Consider the following 26,704-nt stretch of genomic DNA (forward strand, 5'->3'; position numbering starts at 1 on the left):
CGGTGCTCTCTTCGTCCCAAGGTTGAGGAAGTCCCCATGCGCAGAGGAAGTTTCAGCCGCAGGAATCCGTCCGCGGTGCTCGCCGCCGTGGCCGCGGCCCTGGCCGCGTTGGCGGCGATGCTCGTCGTCACCCCGGCCCAGGCGGCCACCAGCGGCGCCTTGCGCGGTGTCGGTTCGGGCCGGTGTCTCGATGTGCTGGGTGCCGAGCAGGTCAACGGCACGTACCTGCAGATCCACGACTGCTGGAACGGAACCAACCAGCAGTGGACGCTGACGGATTCCAGCCAGTTGACCGTGTACGGCAACAAGTGCCTGGACGTTCCGGACCACGCGACCACGGCCGGTACCCGGGTGCAGATCTGGAGCTGCAGCGGTGCCGCGAACCAGCAGTGGCGGGTGAACTCCGACGGCACGGTCGTCGGCGTGGAGTCCGGGCTGTGCCTGGACGTGAAGGACAACGGTACGGCCAACGGCACGGCGGTGCAGCTGTGGACGTGCAACGGCGGCAGCAACCAGAAGTGGACCGGTCTGACCGGGACGCCGCCGACGGACGGCACGTGCACCCTCCCGTCGACGTACCGGTGGTCCTCGACGGGTGTGCTGGCGCAGCCGGCGAACGGGTGGGCCGCGGTGAAGGACTTCACCACAGTGACGCACAACGGCAGGCACCTGGTCTACGCGTCCAACTTCTCGGGATCGTCGTACGGCTCCATGATGTTCAGCCCCTTCACGAACTGGTCGGACATGGCGTCGGCCGGCCAGAACGCGATGAGCCAGGCCGCGGTGGCGCCCACGCTGTTCTACTTCGCGCCCAAGAACATCTGGGTGCTGGCCTACCAGTGGGGTTCGGCGGCCTTCATGTACCGCACGTCGAGCGACCCCACCAACCCCAACGGCTGGTCCTCCGCGCAGCCGCTGTTCACCGGGAGCATCTCCGGCTCCGACACCGGCCCGATCGACCAGACCCTGATCGCCGACGGCCAGAACATGTACCTGTTCTTCGCCGGTGACAACGGCAGGATCTACCGGGCGAGCATGCCGATCGGGAACTTCCCGGGCAACTTCGGTTCCTCGTACACGACGATCATGAGCGACACGAAGGCCAACCTGTTCGAGGGCGTGCAGGTCTACAAGGTCAAGGGCCAGAACCAGTACCTCATGATCGTCGAGGCGATGGGTGCGAACGGGCGCTACTTCCGCTCCTTCACGGCCGCCGGCCTGAACGGGTCGTGGACCCCGCAGGCCGCCAGTGAGAGCAACCCCTTCGCGGGCAAGGCCAACAGCGGCGCCACCTGGACCAACGACATCAGCCACGGTGACCTGGTCCGCGACAACCCCGACCAGACCATGACCATCGACCCCTGCAACCTGCAGTTCCTCTACCAGGGCAAGGACCCCGCCGCGGGCGGCGAGTACAACCGACTGCCGTGGCGGCCGGGCGTCCTCACCCTGCGACGCTGACCTTCCCGGTTCACGGCGGGGGCGTGGAGCCCGGGTCCGGGCTCCACCTCCGGCGTGGGTCGGTGCGGCCGGCCGGGATCACACGGTGATCGCGTCCCCCTCCGGGACGATGGTCAGGGGCACCTCGGTCAGCGCCGCGGGGCTCAGGAAGCGGGCCGTCGACTCCTGGCCGGTCCGGCTGAGCATGATCTCGTGGATCTGGACGAGACGGCTGGGCCCGACCTCGCGCACGTAGTCCGCCGCCCGGCCGAGGTGGGTCCAAGGGCCGCTGGTGGGCAGCAGCAGCGTGTCGACCGGTGCGGGCGGTACCTGGTAAGCGTCGCCGGGGTGGAAGACCCGGCCGTCGACGAGGTAGCCGACGTTGGTGACGCGGGGGATGTCGCGGTGGATCGCGGCGTGCAGGTCGCCGGAGACCGCTATGTCGAAGCCGGCGACATCGACACGGTCACCGGCCGCGACCGCGGTGACCTGGGCGCGTCGGTCCGGCCAGCGTTCGACCACACCGGCCGGTCCGTAGACCCGCAGGTCGGGGCGGGCGTCCAGGGCCCGGGCGATCAGGTCTTCGTCGAAGTGGTCGAAGTGTTCGTGCGTGATCAGGACGGCGTCGGCGGCGGCCACCACCTCCTTCGCGTCGGGGGTGAACGTGCCCGGGTCGACGGCGATGCGCCCACCGTCCTTGACCAGCGACACACATGCGTGGGCGTGCTTGATCAGCTTCACTGCCGGCTCCCGTCGGCTTGATATGCAGGGTTCACTGCACAATATATACAGGGTTCCCTGTCATACAGGGTGCCCTGTATGATCTTGTTAGGCTGGCGGATGTGAACAACGCGACCTCGAACGAACCGGCCCCCCTCCCGGACGAGTTGGCCGCCCGCCTCAGGGAGGTCGTCGGCACCCTGGTCCGCAGCGCCCGTACCGTCGACCGGCTCGCGTCCGTCCCGGCGGCGGTGCTCGGCCTCCTCGACACGGGTGGGCCGATGACCACGGCCGACCTGGCGGCGGCCCGTGGAGTGCGTCACCAGACGATGGCCGCGACCGTCAGGGAACTGACCGACGCCGGCTTCCTGGCCGTACGCCCCGATCCGGACGATGCCCGCAGGAAGGTCCTCACCCTGACGGGGGAGGGGAAGGAGACGCTCGACGCGGAACGCCGTCAGCGCGTCGGCGTCCTCGCCGACGCGCTGGAGGAGACGCTGGACGAGGAGGACCGGCGCGCTCTGGCGCACGCCCTCGACCTCATCGAGCGGATCAGCGGCGGCATCCGGGGCAGCCGTTCCTTCGACGGCGAGCGCGAGTTCACCACCGGATCATGGTGACGAGGCCCGGACAACCGGCGCCGGCCGGTTCGCGTCCGTCACCGTGCGTATGAACCACAGCCGTCGTGGCGCGGACCGGAAGCACGCGCCGTCAGGTCGCGCCTGGGAGCCGAGCGGGTCGGGCGGTCCGGTGCCGGGTGGAGTACGTGGTGATTCCGGAGCCGGTCCGACAGGGCTTCGCACTCGCGCCTCTCCGCGCGGTGGGAGAAGGCGAACGACAGCGCCCCGTGCCGGACGGATCCGGCGCGGGGCGGGGCGTGAAGGTCAGTGCTGGGCGGCGTAGGTGACGAAGTCGCTCCACGCGGCGGGGGAGAGGGCGAGTTCGGGGCTGCGCCGGTTCTTGGAGTCCCGGACGTGGACCGCCCGCGTGCCCCGCGCCACCTCGACGCAGGCGTCGCCGTCGGAACCGCTGTAGCTGCTCTTGAACCAAGCCCGTTCGTCGGTGCTGCTCATAGCGCTCCTCGCAGTCGCTTCAGCAGGCTCCTGGAGTCCTCGGAGGTGAGAGCCTGTGAGCGCAGTCTCGCATACCGCTGGAGCATGATGCTGACCTCCTTCGGGGTCGAAATCAGCATCCCGCCACGCTGTCCCTCCGCGTAGCCGAACCACTTGTTGTCCGGCGACTCAAGGAGCATCAACGGCCCGTCGAAACCGGCGTGGTCCGGCTGACGGGTCGGCATGATCTGCAGCTCGACGTTGAACTGCGACGACCTCTCCAGGAGGCTGTCGAGCAACTCCCGCGTCACGTCCGGGCCTCCGGTGCCGCGCTCCAGCAGTGCCTGCTCGACGATGAAGCTGAACGTGATCGCCGGCCTGCGGTCGAACAGTCGCTGACGTTCCAGGCGGGCCGTGACCTGCTGGGCCACCTGGTCCTCGTCCTTGACCGGCGGGACGCTCTCCGTCACCGCCCGTGCGTAGCGTTCCGTCTGCAACAGGCCGGGAACCACCCGGCAGTCGTACGTCCACAGCGTCACCGACTGCGTCTCCAGCCGCGCCCACTGCCGGAACCAACTCGCCAGCCCCACCTGCCGCGACAGATGCGGCGCGGCCCTGCGCAGCGCGCCGGTGTTGCCGGTCGCCTCCTCCGCGCGCTCCACGAAGCCCCGGTCCGGCATCCGGCGGCCCAGCTCCACCGAGGCCACCGTGTGCTTCGAGAAGTGGACCAGGGCGGCGAACTCCTCCCGGCTGAGGCCCGCGTGCTCCCGTAAGGCCTGGACGAACGCACCGAAGGTGCGCATGCTGTCCGAGGCCCCGGGCTCGCCACAACTTCCCGCGCCCACCCCGCCGTCCGTGTTCTCGTAAGCCACCGTCGGCCACCTTCCCGCGCACGTGCCACGCCGTACCGCTTCTGACTGGGCTCCATCGTCACCCGGAGCGAGGCGTACGGTCCACGGAATGTGTGCGTACGCTGACTCTGCGTACGCGGAGTGCCGTCGGCGCGATCGGCGCGGTGCGACGTGCTTCATGCCGCCGACACGTCGACTGCGGCGGGAAGTGGACCTACCGTACTGCCACGGCTGCTGGTCGATCGCCGGGTACCGCCGCGGAGTCGGAAGCCGGGGCCCTTCCCGGAACGAGTGGCCGGGGCACTTCGGACCATCGCGTCCTCGCAGACCGTCATGGCTGACCACGAGACGAAAGAGCCGAGCATGCTGATTGGAGTGACCCGGGAGACCAGACCCGGGGAGACCAGGGTCGCGGCCACACCCGCGACCGTCAGGCAACTGACCGGACTGGGCTACGACGTGGTGATCGAGACCGGGGCGGGGGCGGGCTCGAGCATCACCGACGAGGCGTACACCCGGGCCGGTGCCGCGATCGGCACCGCCGAGGAGGCGTGGCGTGCCGACCTGGTCTTCCGGGTGAACGCCCCCGAACCCGTGGAGGTGGAGCGGCTCAAGGAGGGCGCGACGCTGGTCGCCCCGCTCGCGCCGGCGGCCAACGGCGGCCTGCTCACGGCGTTGGCCGCGCGCAAGGTCGACGCCTTCGCGATGGACGCCGTTCCGCGTATCTCCCGGGCCCAGTCGCTGGACATCCTCTCCAGCCAGGCCAATATCGCGGGATACCGTGCGGTGATCGAGGCGGCGCACCACTTCGGCCGGTTCTTCACCGGTCAGGTGACCGCGGCGGGCAAGGTGCCCCCGGCCAAGGTGCTCGTCGCCGGCGCCGGCGTGGCGGGTCTGGCGGCGATCGGCGCGGCCGCCTCCCTGGGCGCCGTCGTCCGTGCCACCGATCCACGGTCCGAGGTCGCCGACCAGGTCAAGTCGCTCGGTGGTGTGTATCTGCCGGTGGAGGTCGAGGCCGAACAGTCGACCGACGGGTACGCGAAGGCGACCTCCGAGGCGTACGACCGACGGGCCGCCGAGATCTACTCCGAACAGGCCGCGGACGTGGACATCATCATCACCACGGCCCTGATCCCGGGGCGGCCCGCGCCGAGGCTGATCACGGCCGCCGACGTCGCGTCCATGAAGTCCGGCAGCGTCGTCGTCGACATGGCGGCCGCCCAGGGCGGGAACGTGGAGGGAACGGTCAAGGACGAGGTCGTCACCACCCACAACGGTGTGACGATCATCGGCTACACCGACCTGCCCGCACGTCTTCCGGCACAGTCGTCACAGTTGTACGGCACCAATCTGGTCAACCTGATGAAGCTCCTCACTCCCGCCAAGGACGGCCGGGTCTCCGTCGACCTCGAGGACGCCGTGCAGCGCGGGCTGACCGTGGTCCACCAGGGTGACGTGCTCTGGCCACCGCCCCCGGTACAGGTGTCCGCGGTCCCTGCCGGGGCCACTGCGGCGAAGGAGCCGGGGAAGGCGGAGGAGAAGGCGGTCAGGGCGGAGAAGAAGGCGGTCAGGGCGGAGAAGAAGCTCTCCGCGAGCGCGAAGGCGGCCCTCGTCGGCACCGGTTCGCTGGCGCTGTTCCTCCTCAACGCCTTCGCCCCCTCGGAGATCACCCAGCACTTCACCGTGCTGACACTGGCGGTCGTGGTCGGCTTCTACGTCATCGGGCACGTGCACCACGCGCTGCACACGCCGCTGATGTCGGTCACCAACGCCATCTCGGGAATCGTCGTGGTGGGTGCGCTGCTCCAGCTGACCGGCACCGACAACGTGGTGCTGGTGCTGGCCGGCGTCGCCACGCTGCTCGCCTCGATCAACATCTTCGGAGGCTTCGCCGTCACCCGCCGCATGCTCTCGATGTTCCGGAAGGCGTGAGGCGACCATGGACGTCCTCTCGATCTCCGGCGCGGCGTACCTGGTCGCCGCCCTCCTGTTCATCCTGTCGCTCGCCGGGCTCTCCCGGCACGAAACCGCGTCCCAGGGCTGGGCCTACGGCGTCGCGGGCATGACCCTCGCGCTCGCGGCCACGATCCTGCGGGTCACCGACGCCGGTTCACTCACCTCTCTCGTCGTCCTCGGGTCCGCGGTCACGGTCGGCGCGGTCGTCGGACTCCGGTGCGCGAGGCGCGTGCAGATGACCGGCATGCCCGAACTGATCGCGCTGCTGCACTCCTTCGTCGGTCTCGCCGCGGTGCTGATCGGCTGGAACGGTCACCTGGAGGGGGGTTCGCACGCCGACGGCATCCACCACACCGAGGTCTTCATCGGTGTCTTCATCGGCGCGGTCGCCTTCACCGGCTCCGTCGTCGCCTTCCTGAAGCTCTCGGCGCGGATGAAGTCCGCGCCGCTGATGCTGCCGGGCAGGAACGCCGTCAACATCGGGGCCCTGGCCGGCTTCGTGATCCTCACGGTGCTCTACGTCATCACGCCGTCACTCGGGCTGCTGACAGCGGTCACCGCGCTGGCGCTGGCCCTCGGCTGGCACCTGGTCGCCTCCATCGGCGGCGGCGACATGCCCGTGGTCGTCTCCATGCTCAACAGTTACTCCGGCTGGGCGGCCGCCGCTTCGGGATTCCTGCTGGGCAACGACCTCCTGATCGTCACGGGCGCGCTGGTCGGCTCCTCCGGCGCGTACCTCTCGTACATCATGTGCAAGGCGATGAACCGCTCCTTCGTCTCCGTCATCGCGGGCGGCTTCGGGCTGGAGACGGGCCCGTCGGGTGACCGGGAGTACGGCGAGCACCGTGAGATCTCCGCGGAGGACACCGCGGAACTTCTCCTGTCCGCCTCGTCCGTCGTCATCACCCCCGGTTACGGCATGGCGGTGGCGCAGGCGCAGTACCCGGTCGCGGAGATGACCCGGCTGCTGCGCGAGAAGGGCGTCGACGTGCGCTTCGCCATCCACCCGGTCGCCGGGCGGCTGCCCGGACACATGAACGTCCTGCTGGCCGAGGCGAAGGTGCCGTACGACATCGTCCTGGAGATGGACGAGATCAACGACGAACTCGCCGACACGGACGTCGTGCTGGTCATCGGCGCCAACGACACCGTCAACCCGTCGGCGGCCGAGGACCCGGACTCGCCGATCGCGGGGATGCCGGTGCTGCGGGTGTGGGAGGCGGGGAACGTGGTGGTCTTCAAGCGGTCGATGGCCGCCGGTTACGCCGGCGTGCAGAACCCGCTGTTCTTCCGGGAGAACTCCCGGATGCTCTTCGGCGATGCCAAGACCCGCGTCGACGAGATCGTGGGCGCGCTGTCGCGGGTGCCGGTCTGAGAGGGACGGCGGGTCGCCGGCGCGGTGACGGACCGCACCGGCGACCCGTCCTGTCGGCCTCGGGCTTCGGGACCGCCGGTGACGTCCCGTCGGTTAGGGTGGCGAGCGGAGAGGGACGGACCGACGGCTCCCGCGTGGGCCGGTCGGACACGACGGGGGCTCGTTCGTGGGGAGGCTGATGCATGGTCACCCAGCGGTCGGATGAGAGGCCGGCACTCACGGCGCTGCCGCCGGCGCTGCGCGCGTGGCTCGGGCTGATCGCGGTCCTCGCCGCGCTGGTGGTCGTCGCGCTCGGGGCCGTGTACGCCGGCGACGGCGAGCCCGGCGGGGTGGACGCGCGGATCGCGGTGGACGGTGTGGGGACGCCGTGGCGGCATGTCGCTCTGGCTGTCGACTTCCTGGGGGAGCCCCTGGGGGCGGCGGTGCTGACAGGGGCCGTCGTGACGGGCTGTCTGCTGGTCCGGTGGTCTCGCGCGGCGGTGCTCGCCGTGGTCGGCCCAGGACTGGTCGTGGGGGCGACGACGCTGCTCAAGCCGCTGGTGGGGCGCACCATCCACGGCGACGACAACCTGTCCTACCCGAGCGGGCACACCGCCTTCCTCACCGCGTTCGTCCTCGTGGTGGCGCTGCTCGTGACCGGCCGGCGCGGCCTCGGCGGGACGGCCGGCACGTCACTCGTGCTCGGCGCGGCGCTGGTCGCCGGCGCCGCCATGGGCTGGGCACAGGTCGCCCTGGGCGCGCACTACCCGACCGACGCCCTCGGCGGCTGGTGCACCGCGCTGGCGGTGACACCGGCGACCGCGTGGCTGGCCGATCGGGTGGCCGGCGCCGGTCGGCCGGAGCACCGCTGACGTCACGTCACATCACGCCAGGCGGCGGAAGACGGGCTTCACCGGTCGCCCGCCCAGCCACGGGGTGGGATCCCCGGCGTCCAGCGCCTTCCGGTACACCGCACACGCCTGGGCCACCACGTCGACGGTGTGCTCGATGTCGGCGTCGTCGAGCGCGGCGCTCACCACGAACGACGGGGCCAGCACCCCGCCCGCGAGGAGCCGGCGCAGGAACAGCGTGCGGTACTCCTGCGACGGCCGGAGCTTCTCGTCGAGGGTGGCGAAGACCAGGTTGCTGGCCCGGCCCCGTACGACGACGTGGTCGCCGACGCCCATGCCGGCCGCGGCCTCGCGCACACCGGCGGCCAGCTTCTCGCCGAGCGCGTGCAGCCGCGCGGTGACGCCCTCCTCGGCGTAGACGGTCTGCACGGCCATCGCGGCGGCCAGCGCGTGCGTCTCCGCGCCGTGCGTGGTGGACAGCAGGAACACCCGCTCGCCGGAGTGACGCAGCCCGCCCCGCTCCATCAGCTCGCGCCGCCCGGCCAGCGCCGAGACGGCGAACCCGTTGCCCAGCGCCTTGCCGAACGTGGAGAGGTCGGGGACGACGCCGTACAGGCCCTGGGCGCCCGCCTCGGACCAGCGGAAGCCGGTGATCATCTCGTCGAAGACCAGCACGCAGCCGTGCCGGTCGGCCAGTTCGCGCAGGCCGGCGAGGTATCCGGGCGGCGGCTCGGTGTGGCCGGCGGGTTCGAGGACCAGGCAGGCGATCTCGTCCCGGTACCGGGTGAGCAGTTCCTCCGTGGCGGTCAGGTCGCCGTAGGGGAACGCCACGGTGAGTTCGGTGGTCGCCGCCGGAATACCGGCCGACATCGGTGTGGTGCCGATGAACCAGTCGTCGACGGAGAAGAACGGGTGGTCGGCGCAGACGGCCACCCGCGGGCGGCCGGTGGCGGCGCGGGCGAGGCGCACCGCGGCGGTGGTGGCGTCGGAGCCGTTCTTCGCGAACTTCACCATCTCGGCGGTCGGTACCGTGGCCAGGAAGCGTTCCGCGGCCTCGACCTCCAGCACGGACGGCCGGACGAAGTTGCCGCCGCGGTCGAGTTCCCGCCGCACCGCCTCGGTCACGCGCGGGTGGGCGTGGCCGAGGCTGACCGACCGCAGGCCGGAGCCGTACTCGACGTAGCGGTTGCCGTCGACGTCCCACACGTGGGCGCCGCGGCCGTGACTGATGACCGGGGCCAGGTTCTCGGGGTACTGGTCGTCGCCCTTGGCGTAGGTGTGCGCGCCGCCGGGGACCAGGGCGTGCAGCCGCTCGTTGAACGCCCGCGACCGGGGCAGTGCGAACTCTTCGGTGTCCACGGCGATCTCAGCTCTCCTTGTGCTTCAGGACCTCGGCGAGGCTCGGCGCCTCCCGGTCCCGCCGGGACATCGAGGTGACCGGCAGCGGCCAGGGGACGGCGAGTTCCGGGTCGTCGAAGGCGATCGTCACGTCCTCGGCCGGGTCGTGCGGGCGGTCGATCCGGTACGAGGTGTCGGCGGTGTCGGTCAGCGCCTGGAAGCCGTGCGCGCACCCCGCCGGGACGTACAGGGTCGTCTGCGTCTCGCCGGACAGCTCGAAGGAGGCCCGGCCCAGGTAGGTCGGCGAGTCGGGCCGCAGGTCCACGACGACGTCGTAGATCCTCCCGTACGAGCACCGCACGAGCTTGGCCTCGCCGGCGCCGGAGCGCAGGTGCAGGCCGCGCAGCACGCCCCGGACCGAGCGGGACAGGCTGTCCTGGACGAAGGCGTCCGGGTCGAGGCCCACCGAGCGGACCACGTCGGCGTCGAAGGTGCGGCAGAAGAAGCCGCGTTCGTCGGCGTACGGCGTCGGCTCGAACAGGTACGCCCCGGTGATCTCCGGGACTGCGGTCGCCTTCATGGGGCCTCTCTCGGGGTGGGGGCGTGGTCGGCCGCCGGGAACAGGGCCGCGGTCAGGGCGGCGAACTGGCGCTCGACGCGCCGCTCGGCGTCCAGGTTCCGCTCGGTGAGGGTCCGCCGCAGCTCCGCCGACCGCCGCTCCAGCTCGCGGAACTGTTCGAGCAGCCGGTCGGCGTCGGTCTCGCGGGCCGGGTGGCAGTACGCGCCGAGACCCATCCGGGCCATGAGCGTGTCGCTCTTCGCCGAGTAGCTGAGCGCGAGGGTCGGCGTGCCGGTCTTCAGCGCGCAGACCAGGTTGTGGTACCGGGTCGCCACCACGGTGTCGGCGGCCGACATCTCCTTCATCAGGTCGGCCAGCGAGGCCGCCTCGGCGGCGGTGACCAGCGGCGAGTCCACCGCGTCGAGGATCGCGTCGACGACCGGCCGGTCGAGCTCGTCGCCGGTGAGCAGCCGGACCGGCCTGCCGTCCTCGGCCAGCGCGCGGACGAAGCGGGTCGTCCCGTCGAGGTAGCGCCGGTGGATCTCCTCGGCCCGGTCGCGCTCGTCGTTGCTCCCGTGGAAGTCCATGACGCCGACGCAGACCAGGCCCGGCGGGCCTGCGGGCGCGCTCGCCGGCGGCGCCGGCAGGGCGAACGCGAGGTCCTCGTAGACCTCGTCGCGCGTGGTGTCCACGCCCATCGCCCGCATCGCGTCGCGGGACAGGGTGTCCCGGTACGACCGGTACGCGGCCAGCCGTGTCGACCAGCGGGTCAGGGCCCGGGTCGGCCGGTTGCCGATCGTGCCGGCGCCGACGCTGACCAGCGCGACCCGGGTGCGCAGCAGCCGGCCGGCCGCGCAGAGCAGGAACAGCGAGTACGGGAAGCCCCACGGCCGCAGCGGCAGCGTGGTCTCCAGGACGCCCGTGCCCGGCACGATCACCACGTCGTGCCGGCGCACCCAGGCGGCGGTGCGGACGACGTCGACGAGTTTGCCCAGCCCCTTGGCCGCGATCGCGCCCGCACGGGACGCGGTCCGGTACTCCCCGCGGTACCAGTGCAGCCGCGTGGCGGGGATCCCGTACCGGGCCGTGACGGCCTCGGGTCCGCCGCACAGCGCGTCCACGACCGCCTCCGGGTGCTCGGCGCGGAGGTACCCGAGTACGACTTCGAGCGACCCGTCGTTGCCGATGTTGCCGGAGCCGAGCAGGCCGAAGATCCCTACGCGCGGGGACGTCACGCGCTCCTCCCCTCACGGCCGGCGACGAGGGCGTCGACGGAGACGGTGAGCCGGCCCGGGTCGACCGGGGCGCGGTCCTCGACCCGCTCGCCGGCGCCCGGCCGGACCCTGCTGGTCATCCACGCGGCCAGGTGGCGGTAGCAGGCGCGCCGGTCGGCGGGGGACAGCGGCGCCCGCCGGACCGCCGCGACGAAGCCCCAGACGTACTCGGCGAGCAGCCGGGGCGTCGGGTGCAGCGGGCCCGCCCGGCGCGGGTCCAGGTTGACGCACCGGGAGCGCTTGGAGGGGTTCGCCCGCTCGGCGCGGGTGGGGTGGTCGCGGCGGAAGTACAGCAGCTCCGGCACCTGGTGGAACGGCCCGTGCAGGGTGATCTCGGCGACGAACGTGCGGTCCGCGTGGTGGTAGCTGTCGTGCGGCTTCACCCGGCGCAGCATGTCGGCCCGCATCACCCCGTAGAAGTCGTCGCCGCCGGGCTCGAACAGCAGGCTGCGGAAGCGCTCCGGCGCGTGCGGCGAGTCGGTGGCGAGCGAGTACGCGTAGGGGACCTTCACCCGGCCGTCGCCGTCGATGACCGCCTGGCCGCTGTGCGCGAGGACGACGTCCGGCCGTTCGTCCAGCGCCTCGACGCAGGCCCGCAGCAGGTCACGGGCGTACAGGTCGTCGTGCGAGGCCCACTTGAACAGTTCGCCGCGGCACTCGGTGAACACGTGGTTGTGGTTCGGTGCGGCGCCGATGTTCCGGGGCAGCCGGATGTACCGGATGCGGGAGTCCCGCGCGGCGTACTTCCGGCAGATGTCCTGCGTCCCGTCCGTCGAGGCGTTGTCGGAGACGACCAGCTCGAAGTCCTCGTAGGTCTGGCCGAGCAGGGCGTCGAACGCCTCGGCGAGGTACTCCTCGCCGTTGTACACGGGCAGGCCGATGCTCAGCCGGGGATGGGTGGTCACGGTGTCCTCACTTCGGGGATGGGGATGGGGTGGTGCTCGCGCAGGGCGGACCGCAGCTGGAGCCACCACACGGCCGAGCCGCAGGCGGCCGCGGCGGCGACGCCCCAGGCCGAGCCGCTCGTGCCGGCCACGACCGCCCCGCCGATCCCGCCGACGACGTAGCAGGCGGAGGCGAACATCTGGCAGCGCAGGCTGCGCCGGGCCGCGGCGAGCGCGCGGAGCCCGGCCGCCGCGCCGGTGCCGAGGCCGGCGCCCGCGACGCCGAGCGTGACCGGCACGATGATCTCCGAGGCGGCGGGCCAGACGTCACCGAGGACGAGCTCGCCGAGCCGGTCCGGCACCAGCAGCAGCGCCGCGCCCCACAGCAGCGCGCCGACGGCCTGCCCGCCGCCGAGGAGGAGGCAGAACGTCCCGAGCCGCCGCGGGGCCTGCCGCAGCACCCGCGCCGCCTCGGCGACGGTGACCAGCGACAGTCCCATCAGCACGGCGAGGAACGGGCCGAGCAGCAGCTCGGCGCCCCGGATCACCCCCACCGCGCCGACCCCGACGATCGCGCCGAGCCCGTACGCCCGCAACTGGCTCGAGCCGCTGACGCCGACGTTCTCGACCAGGTACCGGTGGCCGAGGTCGCGGTGGTCGCGGTGCCACGCGCGCGCCCCGGCCGGCCGGGGCCGGATGCCGGACTGGAAGCAGCCGTACGCCGCGGCCACCGCGGCTGACCCGCCCCAGGCGAGCAGGAAGGCGGTCACACTGCCGACCTGGGCCGCCACCACCATGGCCGGGACGAGCGCGACGCCCCACACGACGTCGTTGACGAACGCCTTCCGGCCGGTGCCGGCGGCGAAGAACGCGTACCGCCAGGCGTCCTGCAGCAGCAGCCCCGGCAGCACGAGGCCGAGACCGGTGAACGCGGCCCCCACCTGGCCGCCGATGATCGGCCCGGCGGCCAGACACGCCGTGCCGATACCGGCACCGACCAGGAGCGCGGTACCCGACGACCGGGCCACCGCCCGGCGCCAGGACGCCTCCGGCACGCCGCTGAAGCGCACCACGAGCGGGTCGGTGGCCAGTCCGCGGGAGACGTTGAGCACCACGCCGTAGGTCACCCAGGCCAGGCTGAACACGCCGAACGCGGTCAGCCCCAGCGAGCGTGCCACGTAGATGCCCACCGCGAAGTTGGACAGGCTGGAGGCCGCCTGGTCGGCCAGTCCCCAGGACAGCCGCCCGGCTACGGCCCGCCGGGCGGACCGGGTCGGGGTCGTCGTCTCTTTCCCGGTGGGCATCGGCGTCACGCCTTGAGCAGCCCGGCGCCGTGCAGGGCGTCGGCCGCGACGGCGACGGTGTCGAACGGCAGCCCGGACCGCTCGGCGACGTCCAGCAGACTGTGCTCGCCGTCGGAGAGGTTGAGCACCCAGAGCATGGCCATCTGCGCCTGCTTCGCGTCGCTGCGGCCACCGAGCGAGTCGTACAACCCCCGCCGCCCGAGCTGTGGTTCGCCGTGGGGACTGAGGTTGAGGTACCGCCGGTTGCGGTCCAGGACGCCGAACGCCTCGCGGCAGACGGCGAGCGTGTCCGCCATCGCCTGAGGAGAGACGAAGTCCAGGTTGTCCGCCGAGGTGTGGTACTCCGGGTAGCCGGCGTACGGGGTCCGGGTGAGCGAGCCCACGCCGAGGTCGAACCCGGGCGAGCAGAACTGCCGCTCGTCGTAGCCGTACGGCGTGAACTCGACCACACGGTGCGGCCGTTCGGAGGCGGCCAGGACGTGCCGCAGCACCCGGTCGATCTCCGCGTCGCCGCGCCTGCTCCGCTTGTACGTCAATGGCCCCGGATCACCGGCGCAGGCCAGCACCAGGCCGTGCCTGACCCGTTCCACCCGTTCCGCGTTGAGGGCCAGCCAGGTGATCGCCCCGATGGTGCCGGGCGCGAACAGGAACCGGTAGGTGTAGTACGGCTTCCGCTCCGCCAGCGTCCGGGCCAGGAACGTCGCCACCGCGATGCCGGCCAGGTTGTCGTTGGCCAGCGACGGGTGGCAGACGTGACAGGAGACGATCACCTCGTCGGCGACCTGACCGGGGACCACGTGTTCGGCGTAGGTGAGGTGGCCGTCGGCGAGCGTGGAGTCGATCCGCACCTCGTACTCGCCGTCCGGCAGCGCGTCCAGGGTCTCCTGGGCCAGGCAGAACCCCCACTCCGGCCGGTAGTAGCTGGTGCGGTACGGCACCCAGGACGGGTGGTCCGGCAGGGTGTGCAGGTGCGGGCGCAGCTCGGCCAGCGGCATGGTCGCCGACACCGGCACGCTGTAGCCGAGCACGTGCAGGCTGGACGCGGCGAAGTCGACGACCCGCCTGCCGGAGGCGTCGGCGACGTACGCGTCCCGGATGTTCCACTCCTGCGGCACCGTCCAGTCGAGCACCCGCGTCCCGGTCGGCACCTCGTGCACGTGCAGCGGGAGGTACTCGCCGACGATCTCCAGGGTGGCGCGCACACCGTCGCCGGTGATGCTCCGGCAGAGCGGGTACAGCCGCTCCACCAGTTCGTACATCTCCTCGCCGGACGCGGTCACCGGCGCCACCGCAGGGTGTCGTCGACGGTGCCGGCGTCGGACGCCGCGCGCAGCACGGCGAGGCGGGTGAAGCGCCGCTCGAAGTCCTCCCGGGTCAGCCCGTGCTTCCGGTAGGCGTCGGCGAGTTCGAGCGCGCCCCGCTTCACCGTCCACTCGCAGTCGAAGCCGGGTATCGCGGCGCGGAACCGGGAGAAGTCCACCCGGTACGACCGCGGATCGGCACCGGTCTCCCTGGTGATCACCACCTTCGAGCCGGGTACCGCCTCGGCGACCTGCCCGGCGATCTCGGCGACCGTGACGTTGTTGACCTCGCTGCCGATGTTGAACGCCCGGTCGTGCACCGCCTCCCGCGGCGCGGTCAGCGCCGCCGTGAAGGCCCGCGCGATGTCGGCGGCGTGCACCAGCGGGCGCCAGGGGGTGCCGTCGGAGAGCACGAGGACCTCGCCGGACAGCAGCGCGTGACCCACCAGGTTGTTCAGCACGATGTCGGCGCGCAGCCGGGGCGAGTACCCGAAGGCGGTGGCGTTGCGCATGTACACGGGGCTGAAGTCGCCGTCACAGAGCGCGTGCAGGTCGTCCTCCACCCGTACCTTGGACTCCGCGTACGGCGTCACCGGGCGCAGCGGGGCGTCCTCGGTCACCAGCCCGCCGCCGCCGGCGGCGCCGTAGACCGAGCAGGTCGACGCGTACAGGAAACGCTGCACCCCGGCGTCGCGGGCCAGCCGGGCCAGGCGTACGGAGGCGTGGTGGTTGATGTCGTAGGTGAGCTCCGGCGCCAGCGATCCCAGCGGGTCGTTGGACAGGGCGGCCAGGTGGATCACGGCGTCCACCCCGGCCAGGTGGTCGGCCGTGACGTCGCGCAGGTCCACCCGCCGGCCCGGCGGGTCGGCGGGCGCCGGGCCCAGCAGGCAGTCGGCGAACAGGCCGGCGTCGAGGCCGGTGACCTCGTGTCCGGCGGCCGTGAGGACCGGGGCCATCACGGTGCCCAGGTAGCCCTGGTGTCCGGTGAGCAGTACGCGCAAGGTTCAATCCCCCAGGTCGAGAGTGAGTTTGGTGACGGCGAACGCCTCGGCGTAGCGCGCGTGGCATTCGATGCCGCGGATCCGGGCGAGGCCGAGGAAGGCCTCCCGGTCGTACCAGGGCCGGTGCCGCTGCGAGGGGTAGTGCTCCTGCAGCAGCCGCACCTTCTGTTCGGCGATCTCCGGTGACAGCGGCTGGTACGCCGCCATACGGCCGAGGTCGCCGTCCCACTTGACGATCTCGTAGCCGAGCACGAGGTGGTCGCGGAACGCGGTGGTCACCAACCGCGCCAGACCGCGGTGGTCCTGGTGCGCGTCGTCGGTGCGCGGGGCGAGGACCAGCTCCGGCTCGGACCGCAGCCGCAGCTCCTCGACCGCGGCCTTGGCCTCCTCCCAGTGCGCCGGCATCCGGCCGTCCGGCAGCTTGAGCACGGTCAGCCGCAGGTCGGCGCCCGGACAGAAGGCGGCGAGCGCGGCCCGCTCCTCCTGCTCCCGCTCGCCGCCACCGCCGGAGAGCACCAGCGCGTCGACACGGAGACCCGGCCGCGCGAGGCACATCGCGAGCAGGGTGCCGCCGGCGCCGATGGCGATGTCGTCGCAGTGCGCGCCCACCGCGACGACCCGGTCCAGGCGCCCGGCGCCGAGCCGGATCACGCGCCCACCCCCGCGCCGTCCCGCTCCCACACGGCCCACGGGCGGTCGCCCCGGGCGTAGGCGGCGTCGAGCGCGGCCCGTTCCTTCACGGTGTCGGTCGGCTTCCAGAAGCCGCGGTGCTGATGCGCCACCAGCCGCCCCTGCTTGGCCAGTCGGGAACATCCGTCGGCGACCAGGTCCCCGTTCTCCGGGATGTGGTCGAAGACCTCCTGGCGGAGCACGAAGTAGCCGCCGTTCTCCCACAGCGGCATGTCGCTCACCGCGGTGATGCCCCCCACCAGGCCGTCCTCACCCAACTCCACGCAGTGGAACGAGGACTGCGGCGGCACCACCATCATCGACGCACCGGCGTCGCGCCGGGCGAACCGGTCGATCATCTCCGGCAGCGGGGCGTCGGTGAGCACGTCGGCGTAGTTGGCGAGGAACATCTCGTCGCCGTCCAGGTGGTGCCGCACCCGGCGCAGCCGCTCCCCGATCGGTGACTCGATGCCGGTCTGCGCGAACGTGATCGTCCAGTCGGAGATGTCGGTGGACAGCAGCTCGGTCCGTCCGCCGCGCAGCACGAAGTCGTTGGACGTCGTCTCCTCGTAGTTGAGGAAGAAGTCCTTGATGTGGTGGGCCCCGTAGCCGAGGCACAGGATGAACTCGGTGTGCCCGAAGTGCGCGTAGTAGCGCATCACGTGCCAGATCAGCGGCCGGGGGCCGACCATCGCCATCGGCTTGGGCACGTCGTCCGCGGCGCCGCTGCGCATCCGCATCCCGTAACCGCCGCAGAACAGTACGACCTTCATGCTGTGACCTCTCGGGACGCGGCCTCGACGATGCTCAGTTCCGGTATGGGGAAGACCAGCCGGCCGCCCCAGTCGTGCACGAAGGACAGCTGCTCGACCAGCTCGGCCCGCAGGTTCCACGGCAGGACGAGGACGTAGTCCGGCCGGTCGGCGGCGATCCGCTCGGGCGCCAGGACCGGGATGCGGGTGCCCGGGGTGAACCTGCCGTGCTTGTAGGGGTTGCGGTCGACCGTGTACGGGAGCAGGTCGGGCCGGATGCCGCAGTGGTTGAGCAGGGTGTTGCCCTTGCCCGGGGCGCCGTAGCCGACGACCGTCTCGCCGCGCTCGGCCGCCTCGACGAGGAACCGCAGCAGGTCCCGGCGCACCTTGGCCACCCGGGCGGAGAACTCGGCGTACCCGGTCAGCTCCTGGAGCCCGGCGGCCTTCTCCCGGTCCAGCACGTCGGCCACCCGCCCGCTCGGCTCGCCGGCCGCCTCGGCGGGCCGGGCCCACAGCCGGATGGAGCCGCCGTGCGTGGGCAGCAGCTCCACGTCCACCAGCGTGAGTCCGCCGCTCGCCAGCGCCCGGGCCGCGGACGCGACCGTGTAGTACTGGAAGTGCTCGTGGTAGATCGTGTCGTACTGGTTCTCCTCGATCAGGGTCAGCAGGTGCTGCACCTCGATGGAGACCCAGCCGTCGTCGGCGACCAGGGCGCGCAGGCCCTGGGTGAACCCGACCACGTCGGGGATGTGCGCGTACACGTTGTTGGCCACGACCAGGTCCGCCGGGCCGTGCTCGGCGCGGACGGCCGAACCGGTGTCCGGGCTCAGGAACTCCGTGAGCGTGGGCACACCCGCATCGCGTGCCGCGGCGCCGACGTTCACCGACGGTTCGATGCCCAGGCAGCGGATGCCGCGGTCCACCACATGTCTCAGCAGGTACCCGTCGTTGCTCGCGACCTCGACCACGAAGGCGTCGGGGCCGAGCCCCACCCGCGCCGCGGCGTCCGCGACGAACGTCCGCGCGTGCTCCACCCAGGAGGTGGAGTAGGAGGAGAAGTACGCGTACTCCTTGAACGTCTCCTCCGGTGTGATCAGCGGAGGGATCTGCGCCAGCCAGCAGTCGGTGCAGACCCGCAGGTGCAGCGGGTACGCGGGCTCCGGCCGGTCCAGTTGGTCCGCGGCGAGAAAGCTCTCACACGGTGGCGTCGCCCCGAGGTCGACGACGCTCGCCATCGCTTCCGAGCCGCAGAGTCGGCATCGTGTCATCTGCTGTCCCCATCCCCCCTGCCCGCGCGGGTGTCCCCGCCGGGAGCCAGTGCCGACCGCCCCGCGATCGCGGTGCGGTACCCCTCCACCAGGCGCTCCAGGCCGACGGCCGGGCTGAAGCCCTGCTCGTACCGGCGTCGGGCCGCCCGGCCCATCTCCCGGTTGCGGCCGGGGTCGGCCGCGATCCGGCGTATGCGGGACGCGAGCGAGGCGGCCTCGCCCGGCCGGTGCAGCAGCCCGGTCACCCCGTCCTCGACGAGTTCGGTGAAGGCGCCGTGACCGGCGGCGACGACCGGGACTCCGGCCGCCATCGCCTCCACGACCACCAGGCCGAACGCCTCCAGCCACGTCGAGGGAGCCACCACGGCCACCGATCGTGCGACGGCCCGCCGGCATTCCCCGGTGTCGTACAGGCCGACGTACCGCACGTCGTCCCGGCCCGCCGCCCAGGCGGTCACCTCCGGCTCCAGCGGCCCCGTGCCGGCGATCACGAGCGGTACGCCCACACCGCCGCCGGCGGCGATCTCGTCCCACGCGCTCATGAGCAGCCGTACGCCCTTGGCCTCGGCGAGCCGGCCGAGGTAGAGCAGATGCTCGCCGGGGCCCGAGCGGCGGGCGTCCGGGTCGGGCACGAAGTTGTGCTTCACCGCCAGCCGCTCGGCCGGCATGCCGGCCCGCACCAGGACGTCGCGCTGCGCCGCGGAGATGCAGAAGAACCGCTCCACACCGGACCACCACCGCCGCCGGTTGGCCGACAGGCCGACCGCGAGCGGCACCGTCGCCAACCGGGAGTTCCGGTAGCAGCCGTGCCGGACGGCGGGCAGCGGCGTCGACCCGACGCACTCGGTGCACGGCCGGCCGTCCCGCTGCAGCGTGCCGGGCGGGCAGACCTGGGTGTAGTTGTGCAGCGTGGCGACGGCCGGCACACCCGCGTCGGCGCAGGCGGCCAGCACCGCCGGCGACAGCAGCGGGAAGACGTTGTGGACGTGCACCACGTCCGGCCGTTCGGCGCGCAGCCGGGCGGCGAGCTCCCTGCGGACCGCCGGGTTCCACGGCACGAGCAACGGCACCGCGGCCTTGCGCGGCAGGGACATGGCGGCGATGTCGTCGCTGCGCCGCTCGAACACCTCGACCCGGTGGCCGGCCCCGCGCAGCAGCGCCACCTCCTGGTCGACGACCTTGTTCTCCCCGCTCGGCTGCGCCGAGGCGTAACGGTTGTGCACCACGAGGACGTGCATGCTCAGCTCACCTCCGATCTCTGGGCCCATCGCGGAACGCGTCGCCGGGGGACGTCGGGTGCCGGGAGGGGCGTGGCCGGGGCGGGTGCCGCCAGGAGCGAGGCGGCCACGGCCAGGTGCAGCAGGTAGGGCGAGGCGTCGCCCAGCCCGGCCTCGGTGTACGACGCGATCGCGCAGTAGCTGATCAGGAAGATCGCGCAGGCCCTCGACAGCGACGGCGGCCGCAGCAGCGCGACGCCGCCCAGCACGACGACGAACGCCGCCACCAGGACGACACCGGTCACGCCCTGCTCGTGGTAGACGGCCAGCCAGCTGTTGTCGATCGGCAGCCCGCCGAACGACTTGTCGCCCAGGCCCGCGCCGAGCAGGTACTCCGAGGTCGTCCGGTCCTCCGCCAGCAGGGCGTCCCAGACCTTGGCCCGGCCGGTGAGGCTGGTGAAGTTCTCCTGGCTCTGCCCGCGCAGGAACCACGCCTGCAGCGCGGAGCCGAGCACCACCGCGGCCACGGCGGCGCACAGCACCGTCCAGGTGAAGAACCGGCGGGCGGCGGCGCTGGTCAGGACGAGCGAGCCGATCGCCAGCGCCAGCCCGACGAGCAGGCCGACCGTGGCCGTCCGGGTATGGGTCAGCGCGAGCAGGACGAGTGACGGCACGACGACCACCGCCGCGCCGGCCCGGTCGGTCCGGCGGCCCAGCAGGAGCAGCACGGTGAGCCCGATGATCACCGCGGCGTACTGTCCGATCTGCGGCGGGGTGAGCGGCCACAACGCGCCGACCAGCCGCCCGCCGTAGAGGTCGGGCATGGCGGCGCCCGGTGAGACGACCAGACCGGCGGCCACCGACCCGAGGACCACGAAGTACATCCGGATGTGGTGCCGTACGAACGTCGTGCCGCCGTCCCACCAGCGGCTGAGCAGCCACAGCGTGGCGACGAAGAGCGCCAGCCGGGCGCAGCGGAACAGCGCGCCGAACCCGGACTCCGGGTCCGCGCTGGAGATCACGCTCGGCACCAGCAGCAGGGTGAGCAGGAACAGGTAGGCGCTCGGCCGGACGCGCAGCCGGAGATTGACCGCGAGCGCCAGCGTGAACGCGACGGCCAGCGCGCCCATGGTGACCATCTGGATGAGGGAGCGGGGCAGCGGGACGACGGTCTTCGCCCCGGCGGAGCCGAGCGTGTTGAGGACCAGCAGTCCCCAGGCCGTCCCGACGAGCTTCGGCGTGTGGTCCGTACCCATCTCAGCCACCGCCCTGCGCGCGGAAGGTGCTGCCCGCGTCCTGCTGGTACGTGCCCTGCCACTGCACGGTGTCGAGCACCCGGCTCGGGTCGTGGGCGGTGAACTTCCACGGTCCGACGTAGGTGTTGTCGTGCCAGCGGTTGTGCTGCTCGCGGGTGATCGCCTCGGACACCCGCTCGCCCTGGTACGGCGACCAGTCCGGGTAGGTGCCGTAGTTGGCCAGCACCGCCATCCGGTCGCACATCGCCGTGCAGTCGACGACGGACTTGTCCAGCGCGAAGCGGTTGTCGTGGATGTCCACCCGCTGGGTCCTCCACCGGCAGTCGGCGTAGAGCGGTGCGGTGGCGATCGCCGGCTGTGCGCAGCGGTCCTTCTCCTTCACCAGCAGCGTGCAGTCACCGGAGGAGGTGTTGGCGGGGCTGTTGCAGAACCGGTCGGCGTTCTCCCACAGGGTGATCCCGGACCAGTTGTCCTCCAGCACGTTCCGGTGGATCTCGATCCTGTCGGTGCGGGCCCGGACCCGTGGTTCGCCGCCGGACTCGGAGATGTAGACGGTCGCGAACGGGAAGGTGTCGCCGCGGTCGGCGTACCTGCGGCCCTCGACCCAGTTGTTCCGCCGGATCGTGTTGTCCCGGACGACCGCGTTGTAGCTGGTCTCGTAGATCAGCGCGGCACCGTCGTTCTCCTCCAGCACGTTGTCCTCGATGCGGAAGTCGTTGTTGTTGGTGTCCGCCCACAACCCGGCCCCGCGGTTGTCGTGCACCCAGTTGCCGCGTACGTCGGCGCCGTCGACGGCCCAGAACTTGACGCCTCCGGTGCAGCCGCAGCCCGGCCGCCGCCGCTCCCAGTCACCGGTGTTGTTGCCCGTGATCTCGTTGCCCTCGACCACCAGGTCGCCGAGGGCGCCGCCGGCCTTGTAGGCGTTCATGCCGTACTGGCCGTTGTCGCGCAGGCAGTTGGCGCGCACCTGCTGGCGGGCGCCGGCCATCAGCCCGGCGCCGGAGTTGTCCTGGATCGTCGAGTGCTCGATCACCCACCCGTCGGCCGAGTCGTGGTTGACCACGCCCTCGTCGTGCGGTGCGACGAACCCCTGCACGGTCAGGTGGCGGACGGTGACGTCGCGGGCGGTGCCGCCGAACGCGTACTGGTTGGTCCTGCGGCCGTCGAGCACCGCGCCCGGCGCGCCGAGGTAGGTGTTCCCCTCCTTGGGGACGACCTGGGCGTAGCGGTCGGGGCCGAGCCGGTGCTTGCCCGGCCGGAGCCAGAACGTGGTGTGCGGGGGACTGTTCCTGGTCTTCGCGGCCAGGTCACCGGTGACCGCGGGGTCGACCGTCACCGCGCCCGCCGGCGCCTTCGCCGGCCCGGCGGCGGGTTTGTCGCACACCCGGGCCACGGACGCGGACGGCGTGGCGTCCGGCTTCGGCCGCGCGTCCGGCGTGCCGCTGTCACAGCCGGTCACCGCCGCCAGCAGGACCAGCGTCAGCGGTGCCGCCGGTAACGCCCGGTGCCGCCACTTCGTCCCCACGGATCAGGCCCCCTGACCGCGGAACCCGAGGACGGTGGTGAACTCCTCCGTGCCGTCGGTGGTGCCGGTGCCGACCAGCGTGGTGGTGGGTTCCTTGCGTCCGAAGCCGGCGGAGTACCAGCCCAGCGGCGGTTCCGTCTCGCCGCGGTGCGCCCGCCAGGAGAGCCGTCCGGGCAGGTCGAGCACCGCGGAGCGGTCCTCGCCGTCCCGGGTCCAGGTGAGCACGGCCCGGTTCCCCACCAGGTCCGCGGTGATCTCCGGGCCGAGGTGGAACGCCAGGCGCACGGCCCGGTGCGGGCCGCGCACCTCGTCGACCACTCTCAACTCCTGTGTCGCGGAAGTGAGTTCCACCTGGCGGCGGTGCACGGAGCCCTGGTAGCCGTCGTGTTCGGCGCACCAGCGGGCCACGCCCTCGCCGGACGTGTCCACGGTCAGGACGCGGCTGCGGGCGTGCCGGGTCCACAGGAACGGGCCGCCGGAGACGGACTGGTCACCGCCGTCCAGTTGCAGGGTGTTGTGGCCGAGGGTCGACCGGAAGTACCGCCGCCACTCGGGCTGTCCGTGGTAGCAGTACGTCCCCGGGTCGGCGAGCACGTCGACCCCGTCGTGCCGGACCTCCACGGACAGCGCGTCCGCGTGGGCGTGCGCGGCGATGGACAGGAAGCCGTGCGGACCGCCGTCGCAGCGGCACCAGATCTCCTCCGGACCGCGCAGGACGGTCATCCCCGCGTCGGCGAAGTGGGCCGGCCGGCTCGCCGGGCGGGAGACGGCCGGCGCGGTGGGCCGGACGAGCGCGGCCAGCAGCGGGGTGCGCACATCGGTGCCGGTCACCTCCGGCCACCAGTCGAGGGACCCGAACACGGCTTCCCCCGTGGCCAGCAGCGAGCCCCAGCGGTCGGTGCCCGCGCCGTCCACGACCAGACCGTGCCCGTCGTCCGCGTCCCCCTGGCGCGGCGGCCGCAACCGGTTGTCCACGACGGCCGCGAGCGCGTCGGTCATCCGCAGCAGCACCAGCCGGACCGTCGCGGGCACCGGCACACCGGCGGCGTCCGCCTCCGCCACCGCGGCCAGGCCGAGTTCCAGCACCAGCCCGTGGTACTCGGTGGCCAGCTCGCGGTTGAGGCCGGAGAGGAACGTGTTGCCGCGCAGCTGCCGGTCCAGCGACCGCAGCGCGTCGGCCCGCCAGCGCGCCGAGTCGGGGAACCAGCCGAACGCGCAGGCCGCGGCGGACTGCCCGGCGGCCTCGGCGATGACGTGGTTGTTCGCCGAGGAGCCCCGGCTGGGGAAGGCGGCCAGCCAGCGCTGGTGGTGCCAGATCTGGTTCAGCGCCACCGGGTTGTTCTCGAACAGGGCGGCCGCGCCCGGCCAGCCGTCGAGCAGCCGGCGGACCCACACCCAGGACAGCAGCCGGATCCCCAGCTCGATGCCGCTGACCCAGTGCACCCCGCGCAGCGGCGCGTTGGCCGCCCACCACGACCGCAGGTGCTCGGCCACCCGCTCGGCGTACCGCTCGTCCCCGGTGACCGCGTAGGCGGCGGCGAGCCGGGTGAGGTACTGGTGCCGGGACAGCTCCCAGATCTGCTTGATGTCCCCGACCGCGTCCTCGTCGCGGTACGGCACGTCGAAGGCGTAACCCGACGGAGCCCGGCGCCCGGTCCTCGGGTCGTACGACCAGTCCGGGTCGATCAGGTCGTCGCGGTCCACCCCGAAGTACTCGGCGTGCCCGGCCATCAGCCGGTCCGCCTCGGCGACGAGGCGTTTCGCGGCGTCCGGCGGCACCGCGGCGACCGTCCCCGCGGGCAGGACCGCGGTGAACCGGGCGCCGGTCACGTCCGGGCAGCCGGGCGGCGGCGCCGACCGCCACCGTCGTCTGCGCACCGTGTCGCCCACCCGGCCGCCGATCTCCCGCGGCCCCATCCGGGACAGCCGCCGCAGGTACCAGCCCGCGCCCATGCTCATCGCGACCCCGTGAGCGTCACCGGCGCGCCCCCGGCCAGAGAGGCCTGTACGGCGAGGGTGGCCGCCGTGGTGGCGACCAGCGACCGGAGCGGCACCGGCATCGGCCCGCCGGTCCGTACGGCCTTGACGAACGCGGCCAGTTCGGCGTTCTGGCCCTTGTCCCGGGCCTTGGGCAGCCGCGAACTGACCCACCGCTTACGGCCATAGACCGAGGCGCGGACGAAGTCGTCGAGCCGCAGCACCTTGCCGTCCGCGATGAGGTCCAGCGTCTCCTTGGGGAACCCGGACGATCCGGTGGTGACGTAACTGATCGTGGCGGTGGATCCGTCCGGGTAGCGCAGGACGACCTGGAGGTCCTCGTTGCCGGCCGGGGCGACCGCGTACACCGAGACCGGGTCGGCCTCCAGCAGCCGGCTCGCCGTGTCGATGAAGTGCCCGCCCTCACCGGCGAACCGCGAGCCCTCGGTGTCCTGCCGGAGGTACCAGCTGCCGTGGTCGAGGCGGCCCGCGTTGACGAGGTAGCGCAGGCTCGCCGGACCGGTCCGGGCGCCGAACCGCTCCCCGGCCTCCTGCAGCAGCGGCGCGAACCGGCGGTTGAAGCCCACCTGCAGCCGGTCGTTGCCGGACTCCTCCACCGCGGCGAGCACCCCGGCCAGTTCGTCCTCGGTGAGCGCCAGCGGCTTCTCCACGAACACCGCCTTGCCGGCCAGCAGCGCCTTCCGGGTCAGTTCGGCGTGCGAGCTGTGCCGGGTGACCACGAACACCGCGTCGACGGACGTGTCGCCGAGCACGGCGTCGAGATCGGTGGTGGCCGCCGCGAAGCCGAACTTGCGCTGCGCGTTGGCCCCGGACAGCGCCGTCGTGGTGACGACCGTCGACAACTCCACGCCGTCGCGCCGCGCCAGGTGCGGCAGCAGCATCGACGACGCGTAGTTGCCCGCGCCCACGAACGCGAGACGCACCGGCGTCCTCGCGGCCCTCACCGGGCTCCGCCTCACGTTCACGGAGGGCACGGCCACCACCGGGGCCTCCGCTCCGGCCTCCTGCCCGGGGTACCGGAACAGCACGGCCACGGCCTTCAGTTCGCCGTCCTTCAGGCTCCGGTACGTCTCGACGGCGTCGTCGAAGTCGGCGACGTGGGAGACCAGGGGCTCCACGTCGACGCCGCCGCGGGCCATGAGATCGAGGAAGCACGCCAGGTTGCGGCGCTCGGTCCAGCGCACGTAGCCGATCGGGTAGTCCCGCCCCTCCAGTTCGTACTCCGGGTCGTAGCGCCCGGGACCGTACGAGCGGGAGAACCGGACGTCGAGTTCCTTCTCGTAGTACGCGTTCCACGGCAGGTCCAGCCGGCACTTGCCGATGTCGACGACCCGGCCGCGGTCCCGGCAGAGCCGGGCGGCCAGCTCGACGGGCTGGTTGCTGCCGCCGCCGGCGGCCAGGTACACCTGGTCCACGCCGTGGCCGTCGGTGAGTTCGGCGACGGCCGTCTCCACGGCCGCGGACGCGGGATCGCCGCAGGCCGCCGCGCCCAGGCGCCCGGCGAGCTCGCAGCGCGCCGGGTCGGGGTCGGCCCCGACGACCCGTACCCCCGAGGCGGCGAGGAGCTGCACCACCAACTGCCCGATCAGCCCGAGGCCGATGACCAGCGCCACCTCGCCGAGCCGCGACTCGCCCTGGCGGACGCCCTGCAACGCGATCGACCCGACGGTGCCGAAGGCCGCGTGCCGCGGCGCGAGACCCTCCGGCACCCGGGCGTAGAGGTTCTTCGGCACCCAGTTCAGCTCGGCGTGCAGCGCGTGCTCGTTGCCGGCGCAGGCCACCAGGTCGCCGACCTTCACGTCGTCGATCCCGGCGCCGACCTGCTCGACCACCCCGCACAGCGAGTAGCCCAGCGGAGTGTAGGAGTCCAGCTTGCCCATCACCTTGCGGTAGGTGGCGGGCACCCCGTTGGCGGCCACGCTCTGCACGACCTTCGCCACCTGGTCAGGCCGGGAACGGGCCTTGCCCACCATCGACATGCCGGCCTCGGAGACCTTCATCAGCTCGGTCCCGGTGGAGATCAGCGAGTACGCGCTCCGCACCAGCACACCGCCCGGCTTGCAGCCCGGCACCGGCACGTCGAGCAGCGCCAGCTCGCCGCTCCTGTAGTTCTGCACAACCTGTTTCACCGGAA

23 protein-coding genes are annotated in these 26,704 nt (G+C 72.3%); 5 read left to right on the forward strand and 18 right to left on the reverse strand.

The annotated features are described in order from the left end of the window. Window positions 1–36 precede the first annotated feature (36 nt). The gene (locus ACIA6T_RS08130) at window positions 37–1,461 is read left to right on the forward strand and encodes a non-reducing end alpha-L-arabinofuranosidase family hydrolase (RefSeq protein WP_399445729.1); all 1,425 of its coding nucleotides are present in this window, start codon (window positions 37–39) and stop codon (window positions 1,459–1,461) included. Window positions 1,462–1,539: 78 nt separating this feature from the next. On the opposite strand, the gene ACIA6T_RS08135 is transcribed toward ACIA6T_RS08130, so the two are convergent. Beyond that, window positions 1,540–2,181 carry an MBL fold metallo-hydrolase gene (locus ACIA6T_RS08135; protein WP_399445730.1) on the reverse strand — a complete coding sequence of 214 codons (642 nt, stop codon included), beginning with the start codon at window positions 2,179–2,181 and terminating at the stop codon, window positions 1,540–1,542. Window positions 2,182–2,282: 101 nt separating this feature from the next. Here ACIA6T_RS08135 and ACIA6T_RS08140 point away from each other — a divergent pair, with 101 nt between their 5' ends. Further along, complete coding sequence (locus ACIA6T_RS08140) at window positions 2,283–2,780, forward strand: MarR family winged helix-turn-helix transcriptional regulator (RefSeq protein ID WP_399445731.1); 498 nt, start codon at window positions 2,283–2,285, stop codon at window positions 2,778–2,780. 264 nt (window positions 2,781–3,044) lie between these two features. Here the strand turns inward: ACIA6T_RS08140 and ACIA6T_RS08145 are convergent, their stop codons facing one another. Together ACIA6T_RS08145 and ACIA6T_RS08150 are read right to left on the reverse strand one after the other, a co-directional pair. Then, the gene (locus ACIA6T_RS08145) at window positions 3,045–3,233 is read right to left on the reverse strand and encodes a DUF397 domain-containing protein (protein ID WP_399445732.1); all 189 of its coding nucleotides are present in this window, start codon (window positions 3,231–3,233) and stop codon (window positions 3,045–3,047) included. Beyond that, window positions 3,230–4,084: a helix-turn-helix domain-containing protein gene (locus tag ACIA6T_RS08150; protein WP_399445733.1), complete on the reverse strand. Its 855-nt coding sequence runs from the start codon at window positions 4,082–4,084 to the stop codon at window positions 3,230–3,232. Before ACIA6T_RS08150 ends, ACIA6T_RS08145 begins: the two co-directional genes overlap by 4 nt. 342 nt (window positions 4,085–4,426) lie before the next feature. Between ACIA6T_RS08150 and ACIA6T_RS08155 the strand changes: the two genes are divergently transcribed. The 3 genes from ACIA6T_RS08155 to ACIA6T_RS08165 all read left to right on the forward strand — a co-directional run bounded on the left by ACIA6T_RS08155 (window position 4,427) and on the right by ACIA6T_RS08165 (window position 8,245). Continuing rightward, on the forward strand, window positions 4,427–5,995 hold the full coding sequence (locus tag ACIA6T_RS08155) for a Re/Si-specific NAD(P)(+) transhydrogenase subunit alpha (RefSeq protein WP_399445734.1): 1,569 nt from the start codon (window positions 4,427–4,429) through the stop codon (window positions 5,993–5,995). A 7-nt stretch (window positions 5,996–6,002) separates the two neighbouring features. Then, window positions 6,003–7,394, forward strand: a complete 1,392-nt coding sequence (pntB, locus tag ACIA6T_RS08160) for a Re/Si-specific NAD(P)(+) transhydrogenase subunit beta (RefSeq protein WP_399445735.1) — start codon at window positions 6,003–6,005, stop codon at window positions 7,392–7,394. Between the two features lie 182 nt (window positions 7,395–7,576). Continuing rightward, window positions 7,577–8,245 (forward strand): phosphatase PAP2 family protein, encoded by a 669-nt coding sequence (locus tag ACIA6T_RS08165; protein ID WP_399445736.1) that lies wholly within the window; start codon window positions 7,577–7,579, stop codon window positions 8,243–8,245. Window positions 8,246–8,257: 12 nt separating this feature from the next. Here ACIA6T_RS08165 and ACIA6T_RS08170 read toward each other — a convergent pair whose 3' ends face one another. From ACIA6T_RS08170 to ACIA6T_RS08240, 15 genes are read right to left on the reverse strand one after another with little or no spacing between them, the layout of a single operon-like run. Then, entirely contained in the window at window positions 8,258–9,583 is a 1,326-nt protein-coding gene (locus tag ACIA6T_RS08170; protein ID WP_399445737.1) for a glutamate-1-semialdehyde 2,1-aminomutase, read from the reverse strand. 7 nt (window positions 9,584–9,590) lie between these two features. Beyond that, entirely contained in the window at window positions 9,591–10,142 is a 552-nt protein-coding gene (gene rfbC / locus ACIA6T_RS08175) for a dTDP-4-dehydrorhamnose 3,5-epimerase (RefSeq protein ID WP_399445738.1), read from the reverse strand. Then, window positions 10,139–11,356 carry a polysaccharide pyruvyl transferase family protein gene (locus tag ACIA6T_RS08180; protein WP_399445739.1) on the reverse strand — a complete coding sequence of 406 codons (1,218 nt, stop codon included), beginning with the start codon at window positions 11,354–11,356 and terminating at the stop codon, window positions 10,139–10,141. The genes rfbC and ACIA6T_RS08180 overlap by 4 nt, the downstream gene beginning before the upstream one ends. Next, a complete protein-coding gene (locus ACIA6T_RS08185) occupies window positions 11,353–12,300 on the reverse strand; it encodes a glycosyltransferase family 2 protein (protein ID WP_399445740.1) in 948 nt (315 codons plus the stop codon). The genes ACIA6T_RS08180 and ACIA6T_RS08185 overlap by 4 nt, the downstream gene beginning before the upstream one ends. Next, window positions 12,297–13,583, reverse strand: a complete 1,287-nt coding sequence (locus ACIA6T_RS08190) for a hypothetical protein (protein WP_399445741.1) — start codon at window positions 13,581–13,583, stop codon at window positions 12,297–12,299. Before ACIA6T_RS08190 ends, ACIA6T_RS08185 begins: the two co-directional genes overlap by 4 nt. Window positions 13,584–13,588: 5 nt before the next feature. Continuing rightward, complete coding sequence (locus tag ACIA6T_RS08195) at window positions 13,589–14,872, reverse strand: DUF4910 domain-containing protein (RefSeq protein ID WP_399445742.1); 1,284 nt, start codon at window positions 14,870–14,872, stop codon at window positions 13,589–13,591. Beyond that, window positions 14,860–15,885, reverse strand: a complete 1,026-nt coding sequence (locus ACIA6T_RS08200; protein ID WP_399445743.1) for an NAD-dependent epimerase/dehydratase family protein — start codon at window positions 15,883–15,885, stop codon at window positions 14,860–14,862. The genes ACIA6T_RS08195 and ACIA6T_RS08200 overlap by 13 nt, the downstream gene beginning before the upstream one ends. A gap of 3 nt (window positions 15,886–15,888) precedes the next feature. After that, the gene (locus ACIA6T_RS08205) at window positions 15,889–16,536 is read right to left on the reverse strand and encodes a PIG-L deacetylase family protein (RefSeq protein ID WP_399445744.1); all 648 of its coding nucleotides are present in this window, start codon (window positions 16,534–16,536) and stop codon (window positions 15,889–15,891) included. Beyond that, on the reverse strand, window positions 16,533–17,327 hold the full coding sequence (locus ACIA6T_RS08210; RefSeq protein WP_399445745.1) for a glucose-1-phosphate cytidylyltransferase: 795 nt from the start codon (window positions 17,325–17,327) through the stop codon (window positions 16,533–16,535). Before ACIA6T_RS08210 ends, ACIA6T_RS08205 begins: the two co-directional genes overlap by 4 nt. After that, window positions 17,324–18,574, reverse strand: a complete 1,251-nt coding sequence (locus ACIA6T_RS08215; protein ID WP_399445746.1) for a class I SAM-dependent methyltransferase — start codon at window positions 18,572–18,574, stop codon at window positions 17,324–17,326. Before ACIA6T_RS08215 ends, ACIA6T_RS08210 begins: the two co-directional genes overlap by 4 nt. Continuing rightward, window positions 18,571–19,812: a glycosyltransferase gene (locus ACIA6T_RS08220; RefSeq protein ID WP_399445747.1), complete on the reverse strand. Its 1,242-nt coding sequence runs from the start codon at window positions 19,810–19,812 to the stop codon at window positions 18,571–18,573. The genes ACIA6T_RS08215 and ACIA6T_RS08220 overlap by 4 nt, the downstream gene beginning before the upstream one ends. Before the next feature lie 2 nt (window positions 19,813–19,814). Beyond that, window positions 19,815–21,047 carry an O-antigen ligase domain-containing protein gene (locus ACIA6T_RS08225; RefSeq protein ID WP_399445748.1) on the reverse strand — a complete coding sequence of 411 codons (1,233 nt, stop codon included), beginning with the start codon at window positions 21,045–21,047 and terminating at the stop codon, window positions 19,815–19,817. Between the two features lies 1 nt (window position 21,048). After that, window positions 21,049–22,572 carry a right-handed parallel beta-helix repeat-containing protein gene (locus tag ACIA6T_RS08230; RefSeq protein ID WP_399445749.1) on the reverse strand — a complete coding sequence of 508 codons (1,524 nt, stop codon included), beginning with the start codon at window positions 22,570–22,572 and terminating at the stop codon, window positions 21,049–21,051. Window positions 22,573–22,575: 3 nt separating this feature from the next. Next, the gene (locus tag ACIA6T_RS08235) at window positions 22,576–24,531 is read right to left on the reverse strand and encodes an alginate lyase family protein (protein WP_399445750.1); all 1,956 of its coding nucleotides are present in this window, start codon (window positions 24,529–24,531) and stop codon (window positions 22,576–22,578) included. Further along, complete coding sequence (locus tag ACIA6T_RS08240; protein ID WP_399445751.1) at window positions 24,528–26,699, reverse strand: bi-domain-containing oxidoreductase; 2,172 nt, start codon at window positions 26,697–26,699, stop codon at window positions 24,528–24,530. Before ACIA6T_RS08240 ends, ACIA6T_RS08235 begins: the two co-directional genes overlap by 4 nt. Window positions 26,700–26,704: the final 5 nt, after the last annotated feature.

Source organism: Streptomyces sp. NPDC051740 (assembly GCF_044453165.1).
Lineage (GTDB): Bacteria > Actinomycetota > Actinomycetes > Streptomycetales > Streptomycetaceae > Streptomyces > Streptomyces atrovirens.

Coding starts and splice junctions, on each gene's coding strand:
- ACIA6T_RS08130 (WP_399445729.1), top strand. CDS start 37: ATGCGCAGAGGAAGTTTCAGCCGCAGGAATCCGTCCGCGGTGCTCGCC.
- ACIA6T_RS08145 (WP_399445732.1), bottom strand. CDS start 3,233: ATGAGCAGCACCGACGAACGGGCTTGGTTCAAGAGCAGCTACAGCGGT.
- ACIA6T_RS08155 (WP_399445734.1), top strand. CDS start 4,427: ATGCTGATTGGAGTGACCCGGGAGACCAGACCCGGGGAGACCAGGGTC.
- pntB (WP_399445735.1), top strand. CDS start 6,003: ATGGACGTCCTCTCGATCTCCGGCGCGGCGTACCTGGTCGCCGCCCTC.
- ACIA6T_RS08165 (WP_399445736.1), top strand. CDS start 7,577: ATGGTCACCCAGCGGTCGGATGAGAGGCCGGCACTCACGGCGCTGCCG.
- rfbC (WP_399445738.1), bottom strand. CDS start 10,142: ATGAAGGCGACCGCAGTCCCGGAGATCACCGGGGCGTACCTGTTCGAG.
- ACIA6T_RS08190 (WP_399445741.1), bottom strand. CDS start 13,583: ATGCCCACCGGGAAAGAGACGACGACCCCGACCCGGTCCGCCCGGCGG.
- ACIA6T_RS08210 (WP_399445745.1), bottom strand. CDS start 17,327: ATGAAGGTCGTACTGTTCTGCGGCGGTTACGGGATGCGGATGCGCAGC.
- ACIA6T_RS08215 (WP_399445746.1), bottom strand. CDS start 18,574: ATGACACGATGCCGACTCTGCGGCTCGGAAGCGATGGCGAGCGTCGTC.
- ACIA6T_RS08220 (WP_399445747.1), bottom strand. CDS start 19,812: ATGCACGTCCTCGTGGTGCACAACCGTTACGCCTCGGCGCAGCCGAGC.
- ACIA6T_RS08225 (WP_399445748.1), bottom strand. CDS start 21,047: ATGGGTACGGACCACACGCCGAAGCTCGTCGGGACGGCCTGGGGACTG.
- ACIA6T_RS08235 (WP_399445750.1), bottom strand. CDS start 24,531: ATGAGCATGGGCGCGGGCTGGTACCTGCGGCGGCTGTCCCGGATGGGG.